The sequence below is a fragment of the Mesoterricola sediminis genome (assembly GCF_030295425.1).
GTDB lineage: Bacteria > Acidobacteriota > Holophagae > Holophagales > Holophagaceae > Mesoterricola > Mesoterricola sediminis.
The window spans coordinates 205,919-230,041 of sequence record NZ_AP027081.1 but is presented as its reverse complement, the minus strand read 5'-3'; the positions used below and the strand labels follow the sequence as shown (position 1 = coordinate 230,041).

Genomic DNA, 24,123 nt, shown 5'->3' with positions numbered 1-24,123 from the left:
CGAGAGGCCCGCATGACCGAACCCGGAACCCGGCTCCGAACGATCGCCCTGGTCCTGGCGGTGGCCTGCGGGCTGCCCGCCCAGGACGGGGACATGGCGGAGCGCCTGTTCCGGTCCGGGGAGCGCGCCTACGCCGCCCACACGTACGCGGAGGCCCTGGACACCTGGAACCAGCTGGTCCAGGCCGCGCCCCAGTCCCCCTTCGCGGCCCAGGCCCTCCTGGCCCTGGCCCGGCACCAGCTGGAGGTGGAGCGCAAGCCCGAGGCCGCCCTGCCGCTGCTGGACCGGGTCCGGACGGAGCACCTGAAGACGCCCTACGCCGGGACCGCCCTGCTTCTCCTGGGCAACATCAAGTCGGACCGGGCCCGGACCCCCGCCGCCCTCAAGGAGGCCATGGCCGACTACAACCGGGCGGTGGACCTGTTCCCCGACCATCCCCTCGTCCAGGAGGCCCGCCTCCGCCTGGGCCTCGCCCACATGCGCATGGGGGAGTGGGGCCGGGCCCTCCAGTCGCTCATCGAGGCCATGCGCCTCGATCCCGCCAGCCCCTTCGCGCGGCAGGCCCAGCTCCAGGCCGCCGAGGTCCTGGACCTCCAGGGCGACGGCACGGGCTGCCTGCGCATGCTCCAGGACCTGCGGAACCGCCACGCCGGTTCCCCGGAGGCCGAGGAGGCCCGCTGGCGCATCCAGGTCCGGGTCCGGCTCCGCCTCCAGAAGCCGCCCCTGGCCTCCGAGGGGCCCTGGCCCCAGGGCCGCCAGAAGTGGCTCAAGACGCCCACCCTCCTGGCGATGGGGCCCGAGGGCGATCTCTACATCTACCAGGCCGATGACGACCGGCCCTACCGGTTCAAGGACGGGGCCCTCGCGCCGGCGGGGCCCGTCGCCAAGGGCGGAAAGGCCCTCCTGGTGCCCACCTCCGGCACGGCCTGGGTGGTCAGCGGCAAGTCCGGCCTGATCAGGGAGGACGGGGCCCCCGGGGCGCCGCCCGTGCCTTCCCCCTCAGGCGGCATGCTGGACACCTGGGGCAACGTCTGGGTCTGCGACCCCGGCGCCCCGGGGGTGGCGGTGATCGGCGGGGACGCGCCCCGGACCCTCCCGCTGCAGGGCGTCTCCCTCCTGGCGGCCCTGCCCACCGGCGGGGCCGTGGCGGCCTCCGACGCCGCGCGCAACCTCCGCTGGGTGGACGCCGCGGGCCAGGTCAAGTTCACGGTCCCCTACGGCAAGGACCTGCCGGCCCCCTTCCGGACGGTGGTGGCCCTGGCCTCCGACCCCCTGGGCCACGTGGCCGCCCTGGTGGACGGCGATTTCGAGGGGGTCGTGGTGTGGGGCCCCGAGGGCGCGGTGCTCCGCTCCGCCACCTACAAGGCCCTCGGCATCTCGGGCAAGTTCAGGGCGCTGGCCCTGGACCGCGCGGGGGCGGTGATCCTCGCGGACCGGTCCAACGATCTCCTCGTCAGGCTGCCATGATGCGACGCGCCCTCCTCCTCGCCACCCTCCTGTGCGTCCAGCCGGGCCTGCGGGCCCAGGATCCCGCCCTCAAGGACAACCTCCAGACCGCCAAGGCCCTGTGGGCGACCCAGGGGGACCGGGACGGCGCCGCGGCCCGCTTCGAGGCCATCCTGGCGGCCCTCGAGCCCTCGGCGAAGACCCTGGACGAGGGCTGGACCCGGATCCTCTGCGAGGCCTACAACTGGATGGCCGTCCTCGACGACCGGATCCCCGGCAAGCAGGCCCAGGCCGCCCGCCGCCTGGAGGCCCTCCTCGACCTGGACCCCGACTACGAGATCGACCGCACCGTCTCCAACCGGCGCCTGCAGACCGCCTTCGACGGTCTCCGGGCCCAGAAGTTCGGCCGGGTCAAGCTGGCCCTGGAGCCCCCCGACGGGATCCTGACCGTGGACGGCCGGCCCCGGCGCGCCGAGGGCGGGCTGCAGCACCTGACCCCGGGGCCCCACACCCTGGCCTACGCGCGCATCGGCTTCCAGCCCCAGGACGCCCGGGTCGAGATCGCGGCCAAGGAGACCCGGCCCGTGGAGTTCAAGCTCGCCCGGACCTCCTCCGTGGTCACGGTCTTCACCACCCCGGCCGGGGCCGAACTCCTCGTGGACGGCAAGCTCCGGGGCGTCACCCGGGGGCAGGTCCCGGCCGCCCTCAGCTACCTGGCCGACCGGACCGGGGTGAAGCCCGAGCAGCTCAGCGAGGGCTTCCGCCTCGCCGAGCTGGGCCCCGGCAAGCACCTCCTGGAGGTGCGCCTGGCCTGCCACCGCACCCGCCGCATCGAGATCGGGGAGGGCTGGACGACGCCCTTCGCCGACCACGACATGGACCCCGTGAAGCTGGAACCCTCCCGGGGGAGCCTGACGGTGCTGAGCCAGGCCCCGGGCGGCCAGCTCTTCCTCGGCGGCATGGACATGGGCCGCGTGCCCGTCCAGGATCTCCAGGTCTGCGCCCAGACCTTCGACCTCCAGGTGCGGTACCCCACGGGCAGCTACACCCAGCGGATCGAGGTCGGCGAGGGCAAGGCGGTCACCGTCCAGGCCCGGCCCAAGGCCCGGCTCGCCTACGCAGGCTTCGAGGGGAACGAGGAGTTCGCGGGGCGCGCCCGCATCCTCGGCATGCTCTCGGACCTGGGCGCCCGCCTCAAGGAGGTCGCCTTCCTCCCCGCGGCGAAGGGCGAATCCTCCCGGGACTGCCTGGCCCGCGTGCGCGCCGCGAAGGACGCCGAACTCCTCCTCTGGGCCCGGCCCGTGCCCGGCAGGCCCGTGCACCAGGTGGAACTGGTCCTCTCGACCCTGGGCGGCGAGGAGGAGCGCATCGTCGTCAAGCCCCTCGAACACGATCCCCTCGGCGCCCTCGTGGCGCGCATGGAGCGGCCCCTGGCCCTGTGGGAGCCCTGGGCCGGCCTCGTCCTCGTGGACATGCCCGAAGGCCCCTTCGTGCTGCAGGCCGACGCGGCCGCCCAGAAGGCGGGCATCAAGCCCGGGCGCACCCTGGTGGAGGCCGGCGGCAAGCCCCTCCGCACCGTCGCGGAATGGCAGACCGCCCTGGCCGAGGCCAAGGGGGGCCAGATCACCGTCAGCCAGGGGGAGGCTCCCGTCAAACTGGCTGTCCAGCTCCAGGCCCGGGAGCTTCCGGTCCAGGCGGCGGACCTCTGCTATCCGATGGTGCTCTCCGATCTCCGCCTCCGCTACCTCGGCGCCCAGGGCGACGAGGCGGCCCTGTTCCGCCTCCAGCAGGCGCTGGCGCTCATGCACTTCCGGGCCTACGACAAGGCCCTGGAGGTGCTCAGGGACGCCCGCATGACCGGCGTGCGCGGCGTCAGCCAGGGCACCCTCGACTACTACACGGGCGTCTGCCTCCTGCGCATGGGCAACGTCTACCTCACCGAAGCGATCCAGAGCTTCAACCAGGCGCTGAAATACCCCCAGGCCACCCTCTTCGGCCCCGACGGGCCCCTGCTGGCCCCCCTGGCCCGCCAGGCCCTGCAGGACCTCCAACCCTGATCCGAAAGGAACCCCATGACCACCACACGAACGCATGAACGGGGCGAAGGGAAGATCGGCTGCATCGTCTCCCTCCTGGTCTTCATCCTGCTCGCCGCCGTGGCCGCCAAGGTCGTCCCCGTCTTCTACGCCAACAACGAGCTCACCCGGGCCGCCGAGGACCTGGGCTCCCGGGCCGCCTTCCTCAACGCCCCGGGCATCGAGCAGCAGATCCGGGCCAAGGCCGTCGAGCTGGAGATCCCCGAAGCCCTGCAGAAGGGCGCCATCGACGTGAAGGTGACGGGCGACCGCAGCGGCGGCACCTGCACCATCCGCCTGAACTACAGCCGCAAGGTGGACCTCTACGGGGCCTACAGCTTCACGCTGGACACGGACAAGACCGTCAGCCGCCCCTGGATGGACGCGCGGTAGCCCTCAGCCCCGGGGGCCGGTGAGCCGGCGGCGGGCATCGGCCAGGCGACGGCCCAGGGTGCCGCGGAGGCCGCCGCCCTCGCCGCTGGCCTTGGGAATCCACGAGGCCCGGGGAAAGCGGGCGAGGTGGTCCACGAAGGCGGTTGGCCCGCCCGCCACGTAGACCGGGGGAACCTGGGCGCGGCCGGTCCGGGTGACCAGATCCTGGACGCGCGCCCGGGCTTCCGCGGCCTCGGCCGCCCCGGCGGTGACGAACACCAGGGCCACCGGGTCCGCCGGCGCGAAGGCCTCGAAGTAGCTCAACAGGACCTCGGCCCACCCGGCCCCGGCGAAATCGGGCTCGTGGAGGAAGGCGCAGGCCGCCGGCTCCGGGAAGCCCGCCGCCAGCGAATCGTAGGTGCCGAGGGTCGAGCCCCAGGCCTGCCGCGCGTAGACCGGCCCGGGACCGGTGTACCGGGCCCCGGTGAAGTGCTGCGGGAGGAAGAAGTGGCTGGGCAGGATCGTCAGGTTCGCGTAGGCGAGCCGCCGCCAGGTGTCCGTCAGGTACTGGGGCCCCACGGTCTCCCAGGCCATCCGGTCCACCACCGTGGGCCGGGCGCGGATGCCTTCGATCAGGTCCGCGAGGAAGGGGGTCCCGGGCACCGTTCCGAAATAGCCCGCGGCGATCAGGCCGGGCCGGACCAGCTCGTTCTCCCAGCAGGCGAAGGCCTCGCAGGTCAGCAGCCATTCGGGCAGGGGGCGGAGGCAGAGGCTGTCGGCGTCCACCAGGACCCCCCCCTCGGCGTGCAGGATCTCCCAGCGCATCATGTCGGCGACCCCGTTCCATTCCTTGGCGGCCATGGCCCGCATGTGGGCCGCGTTGATCCAGGCGCGGGCCTGGAGGTCCTGGTTGTCCCAGACCCGGACCGTCCAGTCCGGATGATGGTCCGCCCACGAGCGGATGCAGGCTTCGGGGCGCCTGGATTCGTCGCCGACCCAGATCAGGTGCAGCAGCTTCGGAATCATCGTCCCTCCTCCGCCGAGGCGGTCATCCACGCGCCGGCGAACCGTTCGCCGGCCTCGCCCTCGAAGGCGTCCCCGCTGGCGGGCCCGCGCGGGATCTGCTGGACGTGGGCGCAGGCGCGCAGGAGCTCCAGGAGGTCCGCGTCCCGGTCAATGATGGCGACATCGGGGATGGCCTCCAGGCCCAGATCCCGCGCCACCTCCACCACCGCGTCCTGGATGGGCTGGCTCCCGCCCTCGGTGCGGGTGGAGAGGACAAGGATCACCGGGTCCCCGGGCGCGAAGGCCCGCAGGTAGGCCCGCACCGCCGCACGGGGCAGGCCGTCCGGATCGTCGATCCGCGCCCAGAACGCCTCCACGCCGCCCGGCCCCGCCTCCCGCTCCAGCCGCCGCGCCTGTTCCTTCTGAAGCTCGAGCAGCCTCTGGAGGCCGGCCATCACCTGGTCGCGGTCGTCGCCATGACAGGCCCGGAGGAAGCCCGCCAAGTTGCCCGCCATCACCTCGAAGGCCCGGGAGGTGGGGATGAAGGGGGGCGCCGCGTCCAGCATCCAGTGCCGCCAGACCCGAAGGTAGGTCTCGGGATAGAGCCCCAGGCCGATGCCGTGGGTGGTGGTCACCTGGGACGCGTGGAGGCGGATCCGGGCGGAGGCCTCGCGCAGGAACCCGAAGCGGGTGCGCCGCGCCATCTCCAGCCAGAACTGCCAGTCCCCGAAGGGGCTGAAGGCCGGGTCTCCCAGCGGGCCGGAGGGCGGCGCCACGGCTTTGCGGAACATGGCGCAGGGCATGGCGATGAAGTTGGCGATGACCAGGGGCGGGAAGAAGTCCCGCCCGTCGAGGACGTCCGCCTCCGCCGCGACGCTCCAGGCGCCTTCGCCCTGGTCGGCGCCCGCCGCGTCCATCTGGCGCACGGGGGTGAAGACCAGGCCCAGCTCGGGGTGGGCGTCCAGGATGGCCATTTTCCGCGCCAGGCCCCCGGGAAGCATGACGTCGTCGTCGGCGAAGAAGTTGACGTACTCCCCCCGCGCCGCTTCCAGCAGGGCGGGGTAGGCCTCCCCGGCCCGGTTGGTCTCCCACCGCATCGGGCGCAACCGGGGCTCGCGGGCGGCCCACTGGGTCAGGATTTCCCAGGTATCGTCGGAGGACCCATTGTCGAGCACCACCACCTCGCAGTCGAGGCCGGGCTCCAGGACGCTTTCCACGGCCTCCCGCATCCAGCGGGATCGGTTGTAGGCGGGCAGGACAACACTGAGACGGGGTGTCATGGAATCCTCGGTTCGCGCGGGCGCACGGAGGATGCTAGGCAAGATTCGGTCCAAGGCTGAACGGGCAGGAATATTGCAATAGTCTCCACCGAAAGGCCCAACAAGTTGACGGGCCAGCCCCTTCCCTCGCCCGTCCCACACCCATGCCGACCCCCGCCCCCCCCCTTCCCGCCCCGGACCTGGAGGCCATCCTCGCCCGCACCGAACCCCTGTGGGCGGAGGTCGCGGATGCGCGGATCCTCGTCACCGGCGGCTCCGGCTTCTTCGGCACCTGGCTCGTGGAGAGCTTCGCCTGGATCCGCCGGCGCCTGGGGCTCCGGACCGAACTCCACCTGACCCTCCGGGACCCGGAGGCCTGGCGGGCCCGCTTCCCCCATCTGGCCGAGGCCCCCGGCCTCGTCGCAATGCAAGGTTCATTGACGGATTTCCGTCCCCCGGCGGGCACCTTCCATGGCCTGATCCACGCGGCCGTTGGCACCGAACCCCCGATCGACCATGTGCGCCGGAGCCTCGAGGGTGCCCTGCGCCTGCTCGACTTCGCGGAGGGAAGCGGGGCCCGGCGCCTGCTGTTCACGAGCAGCGGCGCGGTCTACGGGCCCGGCGCGCGGCGAGGCGGCCCGATCCCGGAGGACGAGGAGCGGGCCGCCCCCACCCCCGAGCCCGGCACCGCCTACGGCCAGGCCAAGCGGATGGTGGAGCACCTGTTCTCCGCCTGGGCGCGGGAACACCAGGCCCAGGCCGTCCTGGCGCGCGGCTTCGCCTTCGTCGGCCCGCACTTGAAGCTCGACGCCAACTTCGCCATCGGCAACTTCATCCGGGACGCCCTCCGGGGCCGGCCCCTGGTCATCCAAGGCGACGGCACCCCCCGCCGGTCGTATTTGTACGCGGCCGACTTGGCGGCCTGGCTCTGGAGCCTCTACGCCCGGGCCCCCGGCGGCGTCTTCCACGTGGGAAGCGACGCGGACCTTTCGATCCTCGACCTGGCGCGGACCGTGGAAGGGACCCTCGCCCCCGGGGCGGGGATCCAGGTGGCCCGCGCACCCCTCCCCGGGGCGCTCCCCGACTGGTACGTGCCCTCCATCCACAACGCCCGCACCCGCCTGGGCCTGGAGCCCTGGACGCCCCTGGCCGACGCCGTCCGGAAGACCGCGGCCTGGCATGCGGCTTCAGGAGCCCGCCCGTCATGATGAAGCTCTCCGATTACGTCGCCCGTTTCCTGGACCAGCAGGGCCTCCGGGATATCTTCCTGGTCTCCGGCGGTGGCATCATGCACCTCCTGGATTCGGTGGGCAGGCAGCCGGGTTTGCGCTACTGGTGCACGTACCACGAGCAGGCCGCCGCCATCGCCGCCGAGGGCCTGGCCAAGGTCACCAACCGGCCAGGCGTGTGCCTCGTCACGGTGGGCCCCGGTGGCGTGAACGCCCTCTCCGGCGTGGTCGGGGCCTGGTTCGACAGCACGCCCATGCTCGTCCTCTCCGGCCAGGTCCGGCGGAACCTCATCGCGGACTACGGGAAGATCCGCCAGTTCGGACCCCAGGAGGCCGACGTGGTCGGCCTGGCCCGCCACGTCACCAAGCACGCGGTCACCGTGATGGACCCGGCCCGCATCCGCTGGGAGCTGGAGCACGCCCTCCACGTGGCCACCCACGGCCGCCCCGGACCCGTCTGGCTCGATCTCCCGCTGGACGTCCAGGGCGCCCTCCTCGACCCCGAGGCCCTGGAGGGCTTCCAGCCGCCCCCCGACGACCCCGGGGCGCAGGCGGCCCTGGAGGCCCAGGTGGACCAGGTGGTGGCGATGCTCCAGGAGAGCCGGCGCCCCCTCCTCCTCGCGGGCAACGGGATCCACCGGGCCGGCTGCGAGACCGAGTTCCTGGACCTGGTGGACCGGACCGGGTTCCCCGTCGTGCTGCCCTTCAGCGCCAAGGACCTCCTCTGGGAGGACCACCCCGGCAACATGGGGGTCTTCGGGGCCGCGGGCCAGCGCCGGGCCAATTTCACCCTCCAGAACGCGGACCTGATCCTGAGCCTGGCCTCCGGCCTCTGCGTGGCCAAGGCCGGCTTCGCCACGGAATCCTTCGCTCCCCGGGCCCGGAAGATCCTGGTGGACATCGACCCGGGCCAGCTCCACGACCAGCCCATCCGCGGAGAGCTGGCCGTCCAGGCCGACATCGGCGCCTTCCTTCGCGCCCTCCTCCGCAAACTGCCCGCTGGCGGCTTCCGGCCCGACCCCCGGTGGGGCGTCGCCTGCCGCGACTGGAAGGCCCGGTATCCCGCCCTCGCGCCGGAGTTCCTGGCGGTGGAGGACTTCGTGAACACCTATGTGTTCATGGACCGCCTCGCCGAGGCCATGGGGCCGGACGATGTGCTGGTCACCGGCAATGGGATGGACATCGTGAGCCACTACCAGGCCTTCCGCGTCCGGCGCGGCCAGCGCACGGTGGTCACCGCCAACTGGGGCGCGATGGGCTGGGACCTGCCCCTCGCCGTGGGCGCGTGCATCGCCCGGGACCGCCGGCGCACCGTGCTCGTCACGGGGGACGGGAGCGTGCAGCTCAACATCCAGGAGCTCCTCACGGTCAGCCACCACCGCCTCCCGGTCAAGATCTTCATCTTCAACAACGGAGGCTACTCCAGCATCCGCGCCACCCAGAACGCCTTCTTCCAGGGCTTCTACGTGGGCGCCGACGCCACCAGCGGCGTGGCCAGCCCGGACTTCCGGGCGCTGGCGGCGGCCTACGGCATGACCTACCGGCGCATCCCGGACCACCGGACCCTCGCGACCGTCCTGGCCGAGGCCCTGGCCGAGGAGGGGCCCTGCCTCACGGAGGTGGCCGTGGATCCTGCCCAGGCCATCAGCCCCAAGGCCTCGGCCTTCCGGCGCGAGGACGGCACCTTCGAGTCCCGTCCCCTCGAGGACATGGCCCCCTTCCTCCCCCGGGAGGAGGTGCACCGGAACATGCATCTCTTCGACGCGCCCTGACCCTGGAGCCCCCATGCCTTCCGAATCCATCGTCATCGCCGGACGCCCCCTGGGCGAAGGACACCCGTGCTTCGTGATCGCCGAGGCCGGCGTCAACCATGGCGGGCGCCTCGACCAGGCCCTGGCCCTCGTGGACGCGGCGGCGGAGGCCGGCGCGGACGCGGTGAAGTTCCAGACCTTCAGGGCCGACCGCCTCGTGACGGCGGAGGCGCCCAAGGCCCGGTACCAGGCCAGGAACACGGGGGACGAGGGCGGCCAGCTGCCCATGCTCAGGGCGCTGGAGCTGGACGAGGCGACCCACCGCGCCCTCCAGGCCCGCTGCCGGGAGCGCGGGATCCTCTTCCTCTCCACGCCCTTCGAGGAGACCTCCGCGGACCTGCTGGAACGCCTGGACCTCCCCGCCTTCAAGGTGCCCTCGGGGGAGATCACCAACCTGCCCTTCCTGGCCCACCTCGCCCGCAAGGGGCGGCCCATCCTCCTCTCCACGGGCATGGCCACCCTCGGCGAAGTGGAGCGCGCCCTCGCCGCCCTGCGGGAGGCCGGGGACCCGCCCGTGGCCCTCCTCCACTGCGTCAGCGCCTACCCCACCTCCCCCGCCGACGCCAACCTCCGGGCCATGGGCACCCTCCGCGCCGCCTTCCAGGTCCCCGTCGGCTACTCGGACCACACCCAGGGCCTCGAGGTCCCGCTGGCCGCTGTGGCCCTGGGGGCCTGCGTCCTGGAGAAGCACTTCACCCTGGACCGGCGCCTGCCGGGCCCGGACCAGCCGGCCTCCCTGGAACCGGATGAACTCGCAGCGATGGTGCGGGGCGTCCGCACCGTGGAGGCCGCCCTCGGCCACGGCCGCAAGGAGCCCGCCCCCTGCGAGCGGGACACCGCTGTCGTGGCCCGGAAGAGCCTGGTGGCGGCGGCCGACCTCCAGGCCGGCACCCCCTTCACCGCCGACCAGGCGATGCTTCTGCGCCCGGGCACGGGTCTGCCGCCCAGCCTGCTCCCCCTCCTGGAAGGGCGTATCCTCGGACGGGACGTGCCCAAGGGGCACCTCCTTCAGCTGGAGGACTTCCGATGACCCGCCTGGGGTTCGTCACCGTCGCCCGCTCCGACTACGGCATCTACCTTCCGCTGCTGCGCCGGGCCGCCCAGGTGCCGGGGCTGACCTGGGGCCTCTACGTGACGGGGATGCACCTCAGCCCGGCTTCCGGCATGACCGTCCAGGCCATCGAGGCCGACGGGTTCCCCATCCTGGATCGCGTCCACATGCTCATGGCCTCCGATGCGCCCGAGGGGATCACCCTCTCCATCGGCCAGGGGGTCGAGGGCTTCGCCCGTTCCTTCGCGCGGCACCGGCCCGATCTCCTGGTGGTCCTGGGCGACCGCTTCGAAATGATGGCGGCCGCCCTCGCGGCCCTACCCTTCCTCATTCCCGTCGCCCACATCCACGGGGGCGAGATCACGGAGGGGGCCATGGACGACGCCCTCCGCCACGCCATCACCAAGCTGAGCCACCTTCATTTCGCCAGCACCGAGGCCCACGCGCGCCGGATCCGGCAGCTGGGGGAGGCCCCGGACCGGGTCTGGGCCTGCGGCGCCCCAGGGCTGGACCACCTCCTGGACCTGGAATGGCTGCCCGACGGCGAGCTGGAAACCCGCATCGGCCGGCCCCTGGTGCCCGGGCTGCTCATGGCCACCTTCCATCCGGTGACCCTGGAGCAGGAAGCCACCGGGGCCCAGGTCGAGGCCTTCCTGGGAGCCCTCCACGACGCGGGCCGCCCCGTCATCTTCACCCTCCCCAACGCGGACACCCACGGCCAGCAGGTGGCCGGGGCGATCCAGGCCTTCCTGGACACCCATCCGGATTGCCGCATGGCCGGAAACCTGGGGACCCGGGCCTACTTCAGCCTCATGCGCAGGGCGGGCGCCATGGTCGGCAACTCCTCCAGCGGGCTCATCGAGGCCGCCTCCTTCCAGCTGCCCGTCGTCAACGTGGGCAACCGCCAGAAGGGCCGGACCCGGGGCCGCAACGTCATCGACGTCCCCGCCACCCGGGGGGCCATCGCCGACGGGATCCGGAGGGCCCTCGACCCCGCCTTCCAGGACAGCCTGGCCGGCATGACGAACCCGTACCACCTGGGCGAGCCCGCCTCCCGGCTGATCCTGGAGCGCCTCCTCGCGACCGACCCCGCCTCCCTCATCCCCAAGGCGTTCTTCGACTGGCCCTCCGCGGCCGACCCCGGGAGGACCCCATGAACCGGGCGGCCTTCGAACGGCTCTTCGTGCGGGAATCCACGCCCCTCCGGGACGTCATCGAAGTCATCAACCACGCGGGCCGCATCAGCCTCGCCCTGCTCGTGGACAGCCAGGAGCAGCTGATCGCCACCCTCACGGACGGGGACCTGCGCCGGGGCCTCCTCGCGGGCCTCTCCCTCGACGAGGGCACCGCCGCCGATCTGCTGCCCATCAAGGCGGCCATGCCCAACCCCCACGCCGTGACGGCCCCCGTCGGCACCTCCCCGGAAAGCCTGCTGAGGATCATGCAGGAGGCCAAGGTGCGCCAGCTGCCCCTCCTGAACGAGGCGGGCAAGGTGGTCGACATCGTCCTGCTGGCGGATTTCATCCCGCCGGCGGACCTGGGCCTGCAGGCGCTGATCATGGCCGGGGGTTTCGGCACCCGCCTCCTCCCCCTCACCGAGGACACCCCGAAGCCCATGCTGCCCGTCGGGGGACGGCCGGTCATGGAGTGGATCGTCGAGCAGCTGCGCCTCTCGGGCATCCGGCGCCTGAACATCAGCACCCACTACAAGCCCGAGAAGATCCAGGAGCACTTCGGGACCGGGCGGGACTTCGGGGTGGAGCTCAACTACGTGAACGAGGACCTCCCCCTCGGCACGGGGGGCGCACTCGGGCTCCTGCCGCCGCCGGAAGGGCCGTTCCTGGTCATGAACGGCGACGTGTTCACGAAGGTGAACTTCCAGAAGATGCTGGAGTACCACCAGGAGCACGAGGCGGACATGACCGTCGCCGTGAACCTCCATGAGTTCCAGATCCCGTTCGGCGTGGTCGAGTGCGACGGAGCCCGGATCCGCTCCCTCAAGGAGAAGCCCCGGAGCCGCGTCCTCATCAACGCCGGCATCTACCTCATCCAGCCCTCCGTGTACGAGTTCATCCCCCAGGGCCAGCGGTTCAACATGACCGACCTGATCCAGTGGCTGCTCGAGGCGGGCCGCACCGTGGTCAGCTTCCCGATCCGGGAGTACTGGCTCGACATCGGACAGCACGCCGACTACCAGAAGGCGAGGAAGGACCTCGAGGATGGCACCTATGACGCTCCCTGAAGCCATGACCTCCACGGCCCCCGACGGGGAGGCCTACCGGCTCCCGGCCGCGGAAGAGCTCCAGACCCTGCTGCGCGGCGCCGAGGCCCTCGCGGACCGGGGCCCCGTGGTCGTGGTCCAGGGCCTCGGCTTCGTCGGCGCCGCCGTGGCCGCCGCCGTCGCCGGGCTCCGGGACGCTTCCGGGCACCCCCGCTACCAGGTCGTCGGCGTCGACCTTCCCACCCCGGGCGGCTACTGGAAGGTGGCCCGCATCAACGCGGGCCGCTCCCCCTTCGCGTCCCCCGATCCGGCGCTGGCCTCCCTCATCCGGCAAGCCGTCCTCGAGACGGGCAACCTCCGCGCGGCCTGCTCGGAGGACGTCTACGCCCTCGCCGACACGATCATCGTGGACGTTCCCCTGGACATCGCGGACCGCTCCACGGTGGATCCCGGGGCCCTCCACGTGGACCTGGCCGCATTCCGGAACGCCATCGCGGCGATCGGCCGACACATGCGGCCCGACGCCCTGGTCCTCGTGGAGACCACGGTGCCCATCGGCACCACGGAGCAGGTGGTCGCGCCCATCCTCGCCCAGGCTTTCCGGGACCGGGGCCTGCCCGGAACCCCCCTCGTCGCCCATTGCTATGAGCGCGTGATGCCAGGCCCCCGCTACATCGAGAGCATCCGGTCCTTCTGGCGCAGCTTCGCCGGCATGGACGCGGCCAGCTCCACCCGGGCCCGGGCCTTCCTGGAGACCCTGGTGGACACCCCGGTCCACCCGCTGGCCGAGCTCGCCGCCCCCCGGGCGACGGAGCTGGCCAAGCTCCTGGAGAACAGCTACCGGGCCATGAACATCGCCTTCATCCAGGAATGGACGGTGGCCGCCGAGGCCCTCGGGATCGACCTGTTCGCCGTGGTCGACAGCATCCGGGTCCGCCGGGGGACCCACGACAACATGCGCTACCCCGGCTTCGGGGTCGGGGGGTACTGCCTGACCAAGGACAGCCTCCTGGCCCAATGGTCCCTGGGGAACCTCTTCAGCACCGGCCTCACGCTGCCCATGACCCTCGAGGCCCTCCGGACCAACTACGCGATGCCGCTCCACACCCTGTCCCGGACGCGGGAGTTCCTGGGGGGGAGCCTCCGGGGCCGCACCGTGGCCCTCTGCGGGGTCTCGTACCTGGCGGAGGTCCCGGACACCCGGAACACGCCGGCGGAGCAGTTCGTGGACGGCCTGGAGGCGGAGGGAGGTCGCGCGCTCTGCCACGACCCCAGCCTCGGATGGTGGCCGGAACGGCCGGGCACCGTCATCCACCCGGACCTGCCGGAGGTGCTGGGGCAGGCGGACGCCGCCGTCTTCGCGACCCCCCACGCGGCCTACCGCCGCCTGGCCGCGGACGACCTGGCGGCCTGGACGCGGCCCGGCACCCTCCTCGTGGACGCCATGAACGTCCTGGACGATGCCACGGCCGAGGCCCTGCGCGCCGCGGGCCGGCGGGTGTTCGGCGTCGGCAAGGGCCATTGGATCGACAAGGGGTACCACCTATGAACGCGCATGCGAAAAAGATCCTGATCACGGGAGGCGCCGGCTTCGTCGGGTACCACCTGGCGCGGCGGCTGGCCGGCGAGGGTGGCCACGATGTGCTCCTGGCGGACAATTTCGTGCGCGGCCGGAGGGACGCCGACCTGGAGGCCCTCGCGGCCCTGCCCGGGGTGCGCCTGCTCGAGGCCGACCTCACCACCCCCGAGGGGGTGGCGTCCCTGGGCGGCGGCTACGACGAGGTCTACCACCTGGCCGCCATCATCGGCGTCGAGAACGTGCTGCGCCGGCCCCACGAGGTGGTGCGGGTGAACGCCCTCTCCACCCTCCTGCTCCTGGACTGGATGGCCCGGGGCGGCGGAAAGCGGTTCCTCTTCTCGAGCACCTCGGAGGCCTACGCCTGGACCCAGGGCTTCCATCCCCTGCCCATCCCCACGCCGGAGGACGTCCCCCTCGCCCTGACCGACCTGGCCAATCCGCGCAGCTCGTACGCCGGCAGCAAGATCTTCGGGGAGCTGGCCGTGACCCAGTACGCCCTGATGCACGGTTTCCCCGCGGCGATCGTCCGCTACCACAACGTCTATGGCCCGCGCATGGGCCACGAGCACGTGATTCCCCAGATCTACCGCCGCTGCCTCTCCGGCGAATCCCCCCTCAAGGTCTACAGCGCCGACCACCGGCGGGCCTTCTGCCACGTCTCGGACGCCGTGGACGCGACCCTCGCCGCCCTCCGGTCCGCGGAGGGGGCGCCGGCCACCCTGAACATCGGCAACGACCGCGCCGAGGTCACCATCGCCGAACTGGCCCGCATGATCCTCGACCAGGCCGGGCTGCCGGCGGCCATCGTGCCGGCGGAGGCCGCCAACGACCCCATCGTGCGCCGCTGCCCCGACCTCACCGCCCTCCGGACCCGCCTCGGCCTCGAGCCCCGGGTGGGCCTCCGGGAAGGCCTGGCCGACACCCTGGCCTGGTACGAACCCCACTACCGGACCCCCCGCCCATGACGAACGGACCCGCCCCGGCCTTCATCCCCCTCTCCGTCCCGGAGCTCCGCGGACGGGAATGGGACTACGTCAAGGACTGCCTGGACACGGGCTGGGTCAGCTCCGTGGGCGCCTACGTGGACCGGTTCGAGCGGGCCGTGGCCGAAGCCGTGGGCGTGGCCCACGGGGTGGCCGTCATGAACGGCACCGCCGCCCTCCACCTGGCCCTGCGGATCGCCGGCGTCCAGGCCGGGGATGAGGTGCTGGTCTCCGATCTCACCTTCATCGCGCCCGCCAATGCCATCCGGTACCTGGACGCCCACCCCGTCTTCGTGGACGCGGACCCGGTCACCTGGCAGATGGACGCCACCCGGGTGGAGGCCTTCCTCGCCGGGTCCTGCCGCCGGGAGGGGGAACGCCTCGTCAACCGGGAGACGGGACGGCGCGTGGCCTGCCTCCTGCCCGTGGACGTGGCCGGTCACCCGGTGGATCTGGATCCCCTTCTGGAGCTGGCCCGCCGCTACGGTCTGCCCCTGGTGGAGGACGCCTCCGAATGCCTGGGGGCCCACTACAAGGACGTCCCGGCCGGGAGCCGCGCGGACATGGCCTGCCTGAGCTTCAACGGCAACAAGGTGATCACGACGGGCGGGGGCGGGATGCTGCTCACCAACCGGGAGGACTGGGCCCGCCGGGCCAAGTATCTCAGCACCACCGCCAAGGACGACGCCGTGGAGTTCGTCCACGGCGAGGTGGGCTACAACTACCGGATGACGAACGTCCTCGCCGCCCTCGGCTGCGCCCAGCTGGAGCACCTCGGCCCCTACGTCGCGCGCAAGCGCGCCATCGCGGCCCGCTACCGGGAGGGCCTCGCCGGGATCCCGGGCCTCCTCCCCATGGAGGAGCCGCCCTGGGCCCGGAGCATCTTCTGGATGTACACCGTCCTCGTGGACCCCGCCGCCTACGGGCTGGACAGCCGGGGCCTCCTCGCCGAGCTCGGCGCCCGCAACATCCAGGCCCGCCCCCTGTGGCAGCCCATGCACCTGAGCCCCGCCCACGCGGGCTGCCAGACCCTGGGGGGCGCCGTCGCCGAGCGCCTCAACCGCCAGGGCCTGAGCATCCCCTGCTCCGTGGGTCTCACCGACGCCGACCAGGACCGGGTCATCCAGACCCTGGCCGGGCTCGCGCGGTCCTGAGGAGGTCCCGTGACGCACCTGCCGCCTGCCCTTCCCCGTCCCTGCCCTGGTTGCGCCTGCCCCGACCACCGGGTCCTCCACGCGCAAAGGCTGGCCGTTCCGGCCGAAGGCGCCCTCCTGGCGGGGTATGACGTGGTCGCCTGCGAGGCCTGCGGCCTCGTCTTCGCGTCCCCCCTCCCCGACCAGGCGGCATTCGACGCGTATTACCGGGACCAGAGCCAGTACGAAGGGCACGATCGGGTTTCCAGCTCCCTGTCCGCCTATGACCTGCGCCATTACGGCGCTGTGGCGGAGCACCTGGCCAGGCTCGTCCCCGATCGGGCCACGCGGATCCTGGACATGGGGTGCGCCCGCGGCGGTCAATTGGAGGCCCTGGCCGCCGTCGGCTTCCGGAACCTGGCGGGCGTCGATCCTTCCCCCGCCTGCATCGCCCAGGGCGGCGCCCGGGTGCGGGCCTCCTTCCGGCAGGGGTGGGTGGGGGACCTGCGGCCCGGCGAATGCGATGTCCTGATCCTCGGTTCGGTGCTCGAGCACCTGCGGGACCTGGCCCCCCTCCTCGACCACCTCCGCGCCTGCCTCGCCCCCGGCGCCGGCTGCTACGTGGAGGTGCCGGACGCGGGCCGGTTTGCCGAAGGCCTCGACGCGCCCTTCCAGGAGTTCAGCGCCGAGCACATCAACTTCTTCACGGCCGCCAGCCTCCAGGGCCTGATGGCCCGCCACGGCTTCGCCCTTGTCGAGTGCTGGCCAGCCCGGATCCTCCAGGCCCCCGGCAAGTGGGTGCTGGACCTGAAAGCCTTCTACCGGGTCGATCCTGCCGTTTCCCCACTCCGGGGGCGGGACGAGGAAGGCGAGCGAGCCATCGCCGCCTACGTGGCGGCCTCCCGGGCCCTGGAGGCCCGGGATCGCCCCCGCCTGGCCGAAATGGCGAGGCAGGGCGGCCCCCTCATCGTGTGGGGGGTCGGGGTCCACACCCGGCGGCTCCTGGCCGAGGGCGTCCTGGACCCCGCCCACATCGCCGCCTTCGTGGACAGCAACCCCAAAAACCAGGGCCTCACCTTCCAGGACCGCCCCGTCCTCGCCCCCGAGCAGCTGACGGGCAGGACCGAGCGCATCCTCATCAGCTCGATGCAGTTCGAACGGGATATCTTCCGGCAGATCCGCCAAACGCTCGGTCTGGCGAACTCCGTGTCGACCCTGTACACCCCCGTGGACGCCCTGGAACGGGACTTGGCGGAGGACCCCTGACATGAACCCGGCCCCCACCCCCTCCTCCGGAAGCCTCGTGGGCCTGGGCGCCGGCGGCCACGCCCGGGTCGTGCTGGAGATCCTGCAGGTCGCGCCCGTGGTACCGATCCTCGGCCTCCTCGATCCGGATCCGGATCTCCACGGACATCTCCTCCAGGGCGTGCCCGTCCTGGGTGGCGATGCCCTCCTGGTGGACCTGCGGAGCCGAGGGGTCACCCACTTCTTCCTGGGCGCGGGCGCCGCGGGATCCCTGGCCGTCCGCGAACGGACCCACCAGGCGGCCCTCGCCGCCGGCCTCCTGCCCGTGGACGCCCTCCACCCCCGGGCCTGGATCTCCCCATCCGCCGCCTGGGCGACGGGCCTCACCGCCATGGCCCAGGCCGTCGTACACCCTGGCGCCCGCCTGGGCACCCAGGTGGTGGTCAACACCGGGGCCATCGTCGAGCATGACTGCCGCGTCGGCGACCTGGCCTACCTGGCTCCGGCCGCATGTTTGCTTGGAGGATGCGAGGTGGGCGCCGGAGCCTTCCTGGGCGCAGGTTGCATCATCAAGCAGGGCCTCCGGATCGGCGAGCACGCGGTGATCGGAGCCGGCGCGGTCGTCCTGGAGGACGTCCCCCCCTTCACGACCGTCGTGGGCAACCCCGCACGGACGCTACGCCCCCGCTCGCCCCTGTGAAGGCAGGCCCATGGCCCCGGACGGGGCCCCGGCCTCCACGGCCGCCGGGCTGACCCGCGTCAGGCCCAACATGCTCACCACAGGCGTTCCAACCGGAACCCAGGCCGCGAGGACGGGCAGGATCTGCGCCGTAATCTCCTCCCGCGTGCCCAGGACCAGAACATCGAAGGTCCGCTCCAGCAGGGCCTCCACCGGCTGAACGGGCTCCTTGAGCCAGGGCGTCTCCTTGCCGTGGAGGGCATGGGAGCCGTCCACGATGACCTCCAGATGGGGCAGCCGGGCGGCGTGGTGCTCCAGCCACCGTTCGCCTCGGCCCCGAAGCCCCCAGAGGGCGACCCGGACGGGGCGCCCGAACTCCTGGTCCAGGGCGGCGACCCGCTCCTCCATCCGGTCCGCCTCGAAATCAGCCTGGGCCAGGTTGCGGGTGCCATCCCAGAGCGTGGTCAGGAATTCCGGGTGCCGGATGAGCCGGGGCAGGGCGTGGCCCTCCAGGACGCTGCGGCCCAGGTGCCGCTCGGGGTGGTCCAGCATCTGGATCAGCATGTTGGCCGAATGGCGGGCCAGCTCCTTCCACAGGACGCCCAGGCGTTCCGGATCGAACGCCGTCTCCCGCTCCAGCCATTCGAACAGCAGCACGTGGCCGTGGATCATCGTCTTGTGGGACCAGGGCGCCCAGCCCTGGTGCCAACTGCCCTGCATCACCGCCGGCTCCCCGATGCATCCCGCGGGCCGTCCGGCGCAGGGGCGAAGACTGAGGAGGGCGTGGGGGAACATGTTGTCGAGGGGTTGCACCGCATGGTCCCAGTCGTCGCAGAGGGCGAGGTGCTCCCGCTCCTCCAGGTAGCGGCTCCGCCGGAGGGTGTAGCAGAAGATGGTCGAGAACATCGCGTAGGGCGTCGACCAACAGAGGTCCACCACCTCCTCCAGGCGCCCCAGGACGCGGGTCACCGGTTCGCGGAGCTGGAAGATGCCATCGTAATCCTCGGGGATCCTCGAATCGTCCTCGAGGATCGCCCGGTTCCGCTGGGGGACCGAGAGCCAGCCGACGTTCAGGTAGATGTAGTCCAGGTCGGGCCGGGCCTCGAGGAGATCCACGATGCGCTTGAGGGAGCCGCGGACCAGGAGGTCATCGTCCCCCATCAGGAGCACGTGCTCCCCCCGGGCCAGGTCGCAGGCGGCGTAGAGGAGGTTGCGCGGGAAGGTCACCCGCTCGGGCTGCCGGCCGACTCGGATGCGTCCGCCCAGGCTCCGGAGGATCTCCGGCGTGGCATCCGTCGAGGCGTTATCCGCCACGACGATCTCCACCTTGTCCCCGAAGGGCTCGGCCTCGCTGAGGAGGTTCTTCAGACCGATTTCCAGGAGCTCGCCCCGGTCCATGGTCGGCACGCAGATCGAGACAAGGGGCCGGGTCGTCATCAAGGGGTCTCCTGTTCAGGCCCGGTTCCCGGGCGCGAAGAAGCCGTGGATGCATTCGAGCATGTAGTCGATCTGCGCATCCCCCAGTCCGGGGTAGACGCCCAGGAAGAGCGTGTCCCGCATGATGCGGTCGGACGCGGCCAGGGACCCGTGCACCCGGCGCTCGATGTCCAGGAATCCGGGCTGGCGGAGGATGTTGCCCCCGAAGACGAGGCGGGTCTCGATGCGGGCGGCTTCCAGGTGGTTCACCAGGGCGCGCCGATCCACCCCCTCCCGGACGGTGAGGGGGAATCCGAAGGGGCTGGGGTTGGCCCGGGGGTCGATGCGCGGCAGGATGAGGCGGTCCTCCAGGGACGCGAGGCCCTCCTGGAGGCGCCGGAAGTTCCGCCGCCGGGCCTCGACGAAGGCAGGGATCCGATCGAACTGGGCCATGCCGATGGCGGCCTGGAGATCGGTGGCCTTCAGGTTGTAGCCGAGGTTCGAGTAGATGTACTTGTGGTCGTAGCCGTAGGGCAGTTCGCCCAGGTGCCAGTCGAAGCGGCGCCCGCAGGTGTTGTTGCAGCCCGGGTCGCACCAGCAGTCGCGCCCCCAGTCCCGGAGGGAGAGGACGGTGCGCTTGAGCTCGGGGGCGTTGACGTTCACGCCGCCGCCCTCGCCCATGGTGATGTGGTGGGCGGGGTAGAAGCTCAGGCTGCTCATGGCGCCGAAGGTCCCCACCAGCTTCCCGTCGAAGGTCGCCCCCAGGGCGTCGCAGCCGTCCTCCAGGAGCCACAGGTTCCGCCGGCGCGCGATCTCGGTCAGCGCGGCGAGGTCGCAGGGGTTCCCGACGGTGTGGGGGACCAGCATGGCTTTCGTGCGCGGCCCGATGGCGGCCTCGACGAGACCAGGATCGATGTTGTAGGTGCCCACCTCGCAATCCACGAAGACCGGCACGAGGCGGTTCTGGACGATGGGGGTGAGCGTCGTGGGGAAGGTCACCGCGGGCGTGATGACCTCGTCGCCGGGCAGAAGCCGCCCGGGGCCCGAATCCCGGGCCTTGTCCGCGGCCTCCGCGCACAGGGCCGCCACCATGAGCAGGTTGGCGCTCGATCCGGAATTGACGAGGACGAAGGCGCGGCTTCCGAAGAACCCGCGCATGGCCTCCTCGAACCGCGCCGCGTAGGGCCCGGCCGTGAGCCAGAAATCCAGGGAGGCGCCGACGAGGTTGAGCAGCTCGGCCTCCCCGTAGACTCGCCCGGCATAGTTGACGCGGCTTTCCCCGGGCACGAAGGGCTTGGGCTGATGGGCCTCCTGGACGTAGGCCCGGGTCAGCTCCAGGATCTGGTTGCGGAGTTCCTCAGCCGTGGACATGGTGCTCCCGGGATGCGAGGGCCGGTCCCCGGCCCACGGGTACGTATCGGACACTGCCCGGCCAAGCCACATGCTCCAGGGCGTTGCGGCCATCCAGAACCACCGGGGTCGCCATGGTCCCGACCAGGTCGGCCCACGGCCACGCGGTCAGTTCCGGCCAGGCCGTCGCTAGGACGGCCGCATGCGCCCCGGCCAGGACGGCGGACGTCCGGTGAAGGGCGACCCGGCCGCCCCAGGCGGCGACGGCGCCGGCGTCTACGAGGGGATCCCAGGCGCGCACCGTGGCCCCCTGGGCGAGCAGGGCGTCGACCAGGGGCTGGGAGGGCGAATGCCGCCAGTCGTCGGTCCCCGGCTTGAAGGCCAGGCCCAGCAAGGCGACGGTCCGTCCCTGCAGGCCGCCCAGCTCCCGGGCCAGGCGGTCCACAATGGCCGCCGGGCGCCGGCGGTTCACGGCCACCACCTGGTCCAGCAGGGGCGCGGGCAGGCCCCGCTCCCGGGCCATGGCGGTGATGGCGTTGAGGTCCTTGGGCAGGCAACTGCCGCCGTAGCCGACGCCGCCGAACAGGTAGGAGAGGAGGCCCGGGCGCACGGCCTCACCCTGGTGGACAGGCGTGAGGCGGCGATCCATGTGCAGGATTTCCAGAACCTTCCGACCATCGGCCCCCGGGGTCGCCTCGCAGAGGGTGTAGAGCTCGTTGGCGAAGGAAATGCAGGTGGCCAGCAGGGCATTGGAGGCGTACTTGATGAACTCGGCTTCCGTGGGATTCACATGGAGCTTGGGACAGGCGAAACCGGCGTAGAGCGCCTCCAGCGCCTGGCCAGCCTGGACCCCCAGGTGGCCCAGGACGATGCGGTCCGGCTCCATGAAGTCCTGGACGGCGAAGCCCTCCCGGAGGAACTCGGGGTTCATGGCGACACCGAAGTCCTCGCCGGCGACGCGCCCCGACGCCGCTTCCAGGGTCCTGGCCACGAGCCCCAGGGTCGTGCCCGGCACCACGGTGCTCTTGACCACCACGGTGTGGTCGTCCGGCGCCGTCCGCAGGTGGGCGCCGATGGTGCGGGCGACCCCTTCGACGAAGGACAGATCGATGTGGCCATCCCGGTCGGGCGTCCCCACCGCGATCATGGACAGGCGGGCGCCCTCCAGGGCCCCCTGGGCGTCCAGGGTCGCCCGGAACCGCCCCGCCGCCAGGTTTTCCTTCAGCATCGCCTCCAGGCCCGGCTCGAAGATGGGCGTCTCGCCCCGGTTGATGGTTTCGACCTTGCGGGGGTCCACGTCCACGCATTCGACCTGGTGGCCGAGCGCCGACAGGCAGGCCCCGGTGACGAGCCCGACGTAGCCACAGCCAAAGACAGCGACCTTCATGGCTGGTCCTCCCGGTAGGAACGGAAGGTCCGGGCGAGGCCCTCCTCGAGCTGGACCTGGGGGTCATAGGGGCCCAGGGTGCGGATCTTCGCGAGATCGGGGCAGCGCCGCTGGGGGTTGTCGGTGAGGTAGTGGCGATCCTCGCTGGCCCGGTACTGGACCGGCTCGGCCAGGCCCGCGACCTGCCGCAGCGTCTCGGCCACCTGAAGCATGCTGACCTCCTGGCGGTCGTTGCCCAGGTTGTAGGCCTCGCCGGGCTGGCCCTCCAGGGCGATGAGGAGCATGGCCCAGGTCGCGTCCCGCAGGTAGCAGAAGGAGCGCGTGGCCCGGCCGTCCGAGAGGAGCACCAGGGGGCCGCCCTGGAGGGCCGCCTGCATGAGGTCGGGCACGATGCGCCGGTCGTCGATGCGCTGCCCGGGACCGTAGACGTTGAAGGGCCGGCCCACCTTGATGGGCACGCCGTACTGCTGGTGGTAGAGGACGCAGAGGGTCTCGGACAGGCGCTTGGACTCGTCGTAGCAGGCCCGGGGGCCGGTGCAGGAGACGAAGCCCCGGTAGTCCTCCCGGGTGGGGATCGCGTCGGGGCTGGGGTCGCCGTAGATCTCGCTGGTGCTCAGGTGGAGCATCCACTCCACCGGCTGGGTCCGGCACAGCTCCAGGAGCTGGCGGGTGCCGCCCACGTTCACGTCGATGGTCTCGAGGGGGTAGCGCCGGTAGAAGGTGGGGCTCGCCACCCCCGCGGCGTGGAAGATGGCGTGGATGGGCTCGTCGGGCAGGAAGGGCGTGGTGAGGTCGTGGGACAGGATCCGGATGTCCCGGCGGCCCGCCAGGTGCTGGAGCCGCTCGGGGAGCCCGACCAGGAAGTTGTCCAGGGCGATGACCCGGCAGGGCTGGTCCTGGCCATCGTTCCAGTGGGCCAGGAGATCGAGGACGTAGGCCCCCAGGAACCCGCAGGCCCCCGTGAGCAGGAGGGTCTTTCCGCGCAGGCGGGCCAGGGGCAGGCCCGAAGCCTCCACGAGCCAGCGGGCGTCTTCCCGGATGACGGATGTGAACTTGGCCATGCGCGCTCCTTCAGTCCCAGATCTTCCAGGGGGCGTTCCCCGAGGCCCACAGGCCCTCGAGCACCGTCCGCTCGCGGATCGTGTCCATGGGCTGCCAGAACCCCTCGTGGCAGTAGGCCATCAGCTGCCCCTCCGCCACGAGGCGCTCCATGGGCTCCCGCTCCCAGATGGTGGCGTCCCCGTCGATGTAGTCCAGCACCCGCCGGTCCAGCACGAAGAAGCCGCCGTTGATCCAGCCCTCGCCCACCTGGGGCTTTTCGGCGAAACCCATCACCCGGCCGTCCTGGAGGCGGATATCCCCAAACCGGGCCGGAGGCCGGACTGCGGTCACCGTCGCCAGCTTGCCGTGGGCCCGGTGGAAGGCCAGGAGGCGGCCGAGGTCCACGTCCGCCACGCCGTCGCCATAGGTCACCATGAAGAGCGGGTCATCGCCGATGTGCTCCCGCATGCGAAGGATCCGACCACCGGTCATGGTCTGGGCGCCGGTCTCGATGAGGTGGACCTTCCAGGGGGGCGGAACCGATCCGTGGAACCGGGTCTCGCCGCTGGCCAGGTCCAGGTAGAGGTGGGAGGTGCGGGTCCGGAAATCCAGGAAGTACTGTTTGATCAGTTCGCCCTTGTAGCCCAGGGCCACGAGGAACTCCATGCAGCCGTAATGGGCATAGATGTTCATGATGTGCCAAAGAATTGGCTGGCCGCCGATTTCCACCATGGGCTTGGGGCGGACCCCCGTTTCCTCGGCCAGGCGGGTCCCCAGTCCCCCCGCGAGGATCACGGTCTTGATGGGCTGTGTCATGGCACCCCCTTGCGCCACCCGGGCA

Annotated in this window: 20 protein-coding genes; 13 read left to right on the top strand and 7 right to left on the bottom strand. The window is 71.8% G+C overall.

Annotation, left to right across the window (positions count from 1 at the left end):
* The first annotated feature begins 12 nt into the window (after positions 1-12).
* The 3 genes from R2J75_RS01000 to R2J75_RS00990 are packed head-to-tail and all read left to right on the top strand — an operon-like array spanning position 13 to position 3,914.
* The gene (locus tag R2J75_RS01000) at positions 13-1,467 is read left to right on the top strand and encodes a tetratricopeptide repeat protein (RefSeq protein WP_243345979.1); all 1,455 of its coding nucleotides are present in this window, start codon (positions 13-15) and stop codon (positions 1,465-1,467) included.
* The gene (locus R2J75_RS00995) at positions 1,467-3,503 is read left to right on the top strand and encodes a PDZ domain-containing protein (protein ID WP_243330120.1); all 2,037 of its coding nucleotides are present in this window, start codon (positions 1,467-1,469) and stop codon (positions 3,501-3,503) included. The genes R2J75_RS01000 and R2J75_RS00995 overlap by 1 nt, the downstream gene beginning before the upstream one ends.
* A 15-nt stretch (positions 3,504-3,518) precedes the next feature.
* Positions 3,519-3,914 carry a hypothetical protein gene (locus R2J75_RS00990; protein WP_243330118.1) on the top strand — a complete coding sequence of 132 codons (396 nt, stop codon included), beginning with the start codon at positions 3,519-3,521 and terminating at the stop codon, positions 3,912-3,914.
* A gap of 3 nt (positions 3,915-3,917) precedes the next feature.
* On the opposite strand, the gene R2J75_RS00985 is transcribed toward R2J75_RS00990, so the two are convergent.
* Together R2J75_RS00985 and R2J75_RS00980 are read right to left on the bottom strand one after the other, a co-directional pair.
* Positions 3,918-4,919, bottom strand: coding sequence for a glycosyltransferase family 32 protein (locus tag R2J75_RS00985; protein ID WP_316410914.1), 1,002 nt, complete (start codon positions 4,917-4,919; stop codon positions 3,918-3,920).
* Complete coding sequence (locus tag R2J75_RS00980; RefSeq protein ID WP_316410913.1) at positions 4,916-6,178, bottom strand: glycosyltransferase family 2 protein; 1,263 nt, start codon at positions 6,176-6,178, stop codon at positions 4,916-4,918. The genes R2J75_RS00985 and R2J75_RS00980 overlap by 4 nt, the downstream gene beginning before the upstream one ends.
* A 143-nt stretch (positions 6,179-6,321) precedes the next feature.
* Here R2J75_RS00980 and R2J75_RS00975 point away from each other — a divergent pair, with 143 nt between their 5' ends.
* From R2J75_RS00975 to R2J75_RS00930, 10 genes are read left to right on the top strand one after another with little or no spacing between them, the layout of a single operon-like run.
* Positions 6,322-7,365 carry an NAD-dependent epimerase/dehydratase family protein gene (locus R2J75_RS00975; protein WP_316410912.1) on the top strand — a complete coding sequence of 348 codons (1,044 nt, stop codon included), beginning with the start codon at positions 6,322-6,324 and terminating at the stop codon, positions 7,363-7,365.
* A complete protein-coding gene (locus tag R2J75_RS00970; protein ID WP_243330110.1) occupies positions 7,362-9,158 on the top strand; it encodes a thiamine pyrophosphate-binding protein in 1,797 nt (598 codons plus the stop codon). Before R2J75_RS00975 ends, R2J75_RS00970 begins: the two co-directional genes overlap by 4 nt.
* A 13-nt stretch (positions 9,159-9,171) precedes the next feature.
* The gene (neuB, locus tag R2J75_RS00965; RefSeq protein ID WP_243330107.1) at positions 9,172-10,227 is read left to right on the top strand and encodes an N-acetylneuraminate synthase; all 1,056 of its coding nucleotides are present in this window, start codon (positions 9,172-9,174) and stop codon (positions 10,225-10,227) included.
* Positions 10,224-11,405: a UDP-N-acetylglucosamine 2-epimerase gene (neuC, locus tag R2J75_RS00960; RefSeq protein ID WP_316410911.1), complete on the top strand. Its 1,182-nt coding sequence runs from the start codon at positions 10,224-10,226 to the stop codon at positions 11,403-11,405. The genes neuB and neuC overlap by 4 nt, the downstream gene beginning before the upstream one ends.
* Entirely contained in the window at positions 11,402-12,490 is a 1,089-nt protein-coding gene (locus R2J75_RS00955) for a nucleotidyltransferase family protein (protein ID WP_243330104.1), read from the top strand. The genes neuC and R2J75_RS00955 overlap by 4 nt, the downstream gene beginning before the upstream one ends.
* Positions 12,477-14,018, top strand: coding sequence for a nucleotide sugar dehydrogenase (locus R2J75_RS00950; protein ID WP_316410910.1), 1,542 nt, complete (start codon positions 12,477-12,479; stop codon positions 14,016-14,018). Before R2J75_RS00955 ends, R2J75_RS00950 begins: the two co-directional genes overlap by 14 nt.
* Positions 14,015-15,013, top strand: a complete 999-nt coding sequence (locus R2J75_RS00945; RefSeq protein ID WP_316410909.1) for an NAD-dependent epimerase/dehydratase family protein — start codon at positions 14,015-14,017, stop codon at positions 15,011-15,013. Before R2J75_RS00950 ends, R2J75_RS00945 begins: the two co-directional genes overlap by 4 nt.
* On the top strand, positions 15,010-16,185 hold the full coding sequence (locus tag R2J75_RS00940) for a LegC family aminotransferase (protein WP_316410908.1): 1,176 nt from the start codon (positions 15,010-15,012) through the stop codon (positions 16,183-16,185). Before R2J75_RS00945 ends, R2J75_RS00940 begins: the two co-directional genes overlap by 4 nt.
* Positions 16,186-16,194: 9 nt before the next feature.
* Entirely contained in the window at positions 16,195-17,430 is a 1,236-nt protein-coding gene (locus R2J75_RS00935; RefSeq protein WP_316410907.1) for a class I SAM-dependent methyltransferase, read from the top strand.
* Position 17,431: 1 nt separating this feature from the next.
* Positions 17,432-18,109, top strand: a complete 678-nt coding sequence (locus tag R2J75_RS00930) for an acetyltransferase (protein ID WP_316410906.1) — start codon at positions 17,432-17,434, stop codon at positions 18,107-18,109.
* On the opposite strand, the gene R2J75_RS00925 is transcribed toward R2J75_RS00930, so the two are convergent.
* Genes R2J75_RS00925 through rfbF form a run of 5 tightly spaced genes read right to left on the bottom strand, consistent with a single transcriptional unit; the run spans position 18,086 to position 24,086 of the window.
* Positions 18,086-19,525, bottom strand: coding sequence for a glycosyltransferase family 2 protein (locus tag R2J75_RS00925; protein WP_243330087.1), 1,440 nt, complete (start codon positions 19,523-19,525; stop codon positions 18,086-18,088). The genes R2J75_RS00930 and R2J75_RS00925 overlap by 24 nt on opposite strands.
* A 15-nt stretch (positions 19,526-19,540) precedes the next feature.
* Positions 19,541-20,875 (bottom strand): lipopolysaccharide biosynthesis protein RfbH, encoded by a 1,335-nt coding sequence (gene rfbH, locus R2J75_RS00920; RefSeq protein ID WP_316410905.1) that lies wholly within the window; start codon positions 20,873-20,875, stop codon positions 19,541-19,543.
* Positions 20,862-22,241, bottom strand: coding sequence for a UDP-glucose dehydrogenase family protein (locus R2J75_RS00915; RefSeq protein ID WP_243330084.1), 1,380 nt, complete (start codon positions 22,239-22,241; stop codon positions 20,862-20,864). Before R2J75_RS00915 ends, rfbH begins: the two co-directional genes overlap by 14 nt.
* The gene (locus R2J75_RS00910) at positions 22,238-23,302 is read right to left on the bottom strand and encodes an NAD-dependent epimerase/dehydratase family protein (RefSeq protein ID WP_243345967.1); all 1,065 of its coding nucleotides are present in this window, start codon (positions 23,300-23,302) and stop codon (positions 22,238-22,240) included. The genes R2J75_RS00915 and R2J75_RS00910 overlap by 4 nt, the downstream gene beginning before the upstream one ends.
* A 10-nt stretch (positions 23,303-23,312) precedes the next feature.
* The gene (gene rfbF, locus R2J75_RS00905) at positions 23,313-24,086 is read right to left on the bottom strand and encodes a glucose-1-phosphate cytidylyltransferase (protein WP_243330343.1); all 774 of its coding nucleotides are present in this window, start codon (positions 24,084-24,086) and stop codon (positions 23,313-23,315) included.
* Positions 24,087-24,123 lie beyond the last annotated feature (37 nt).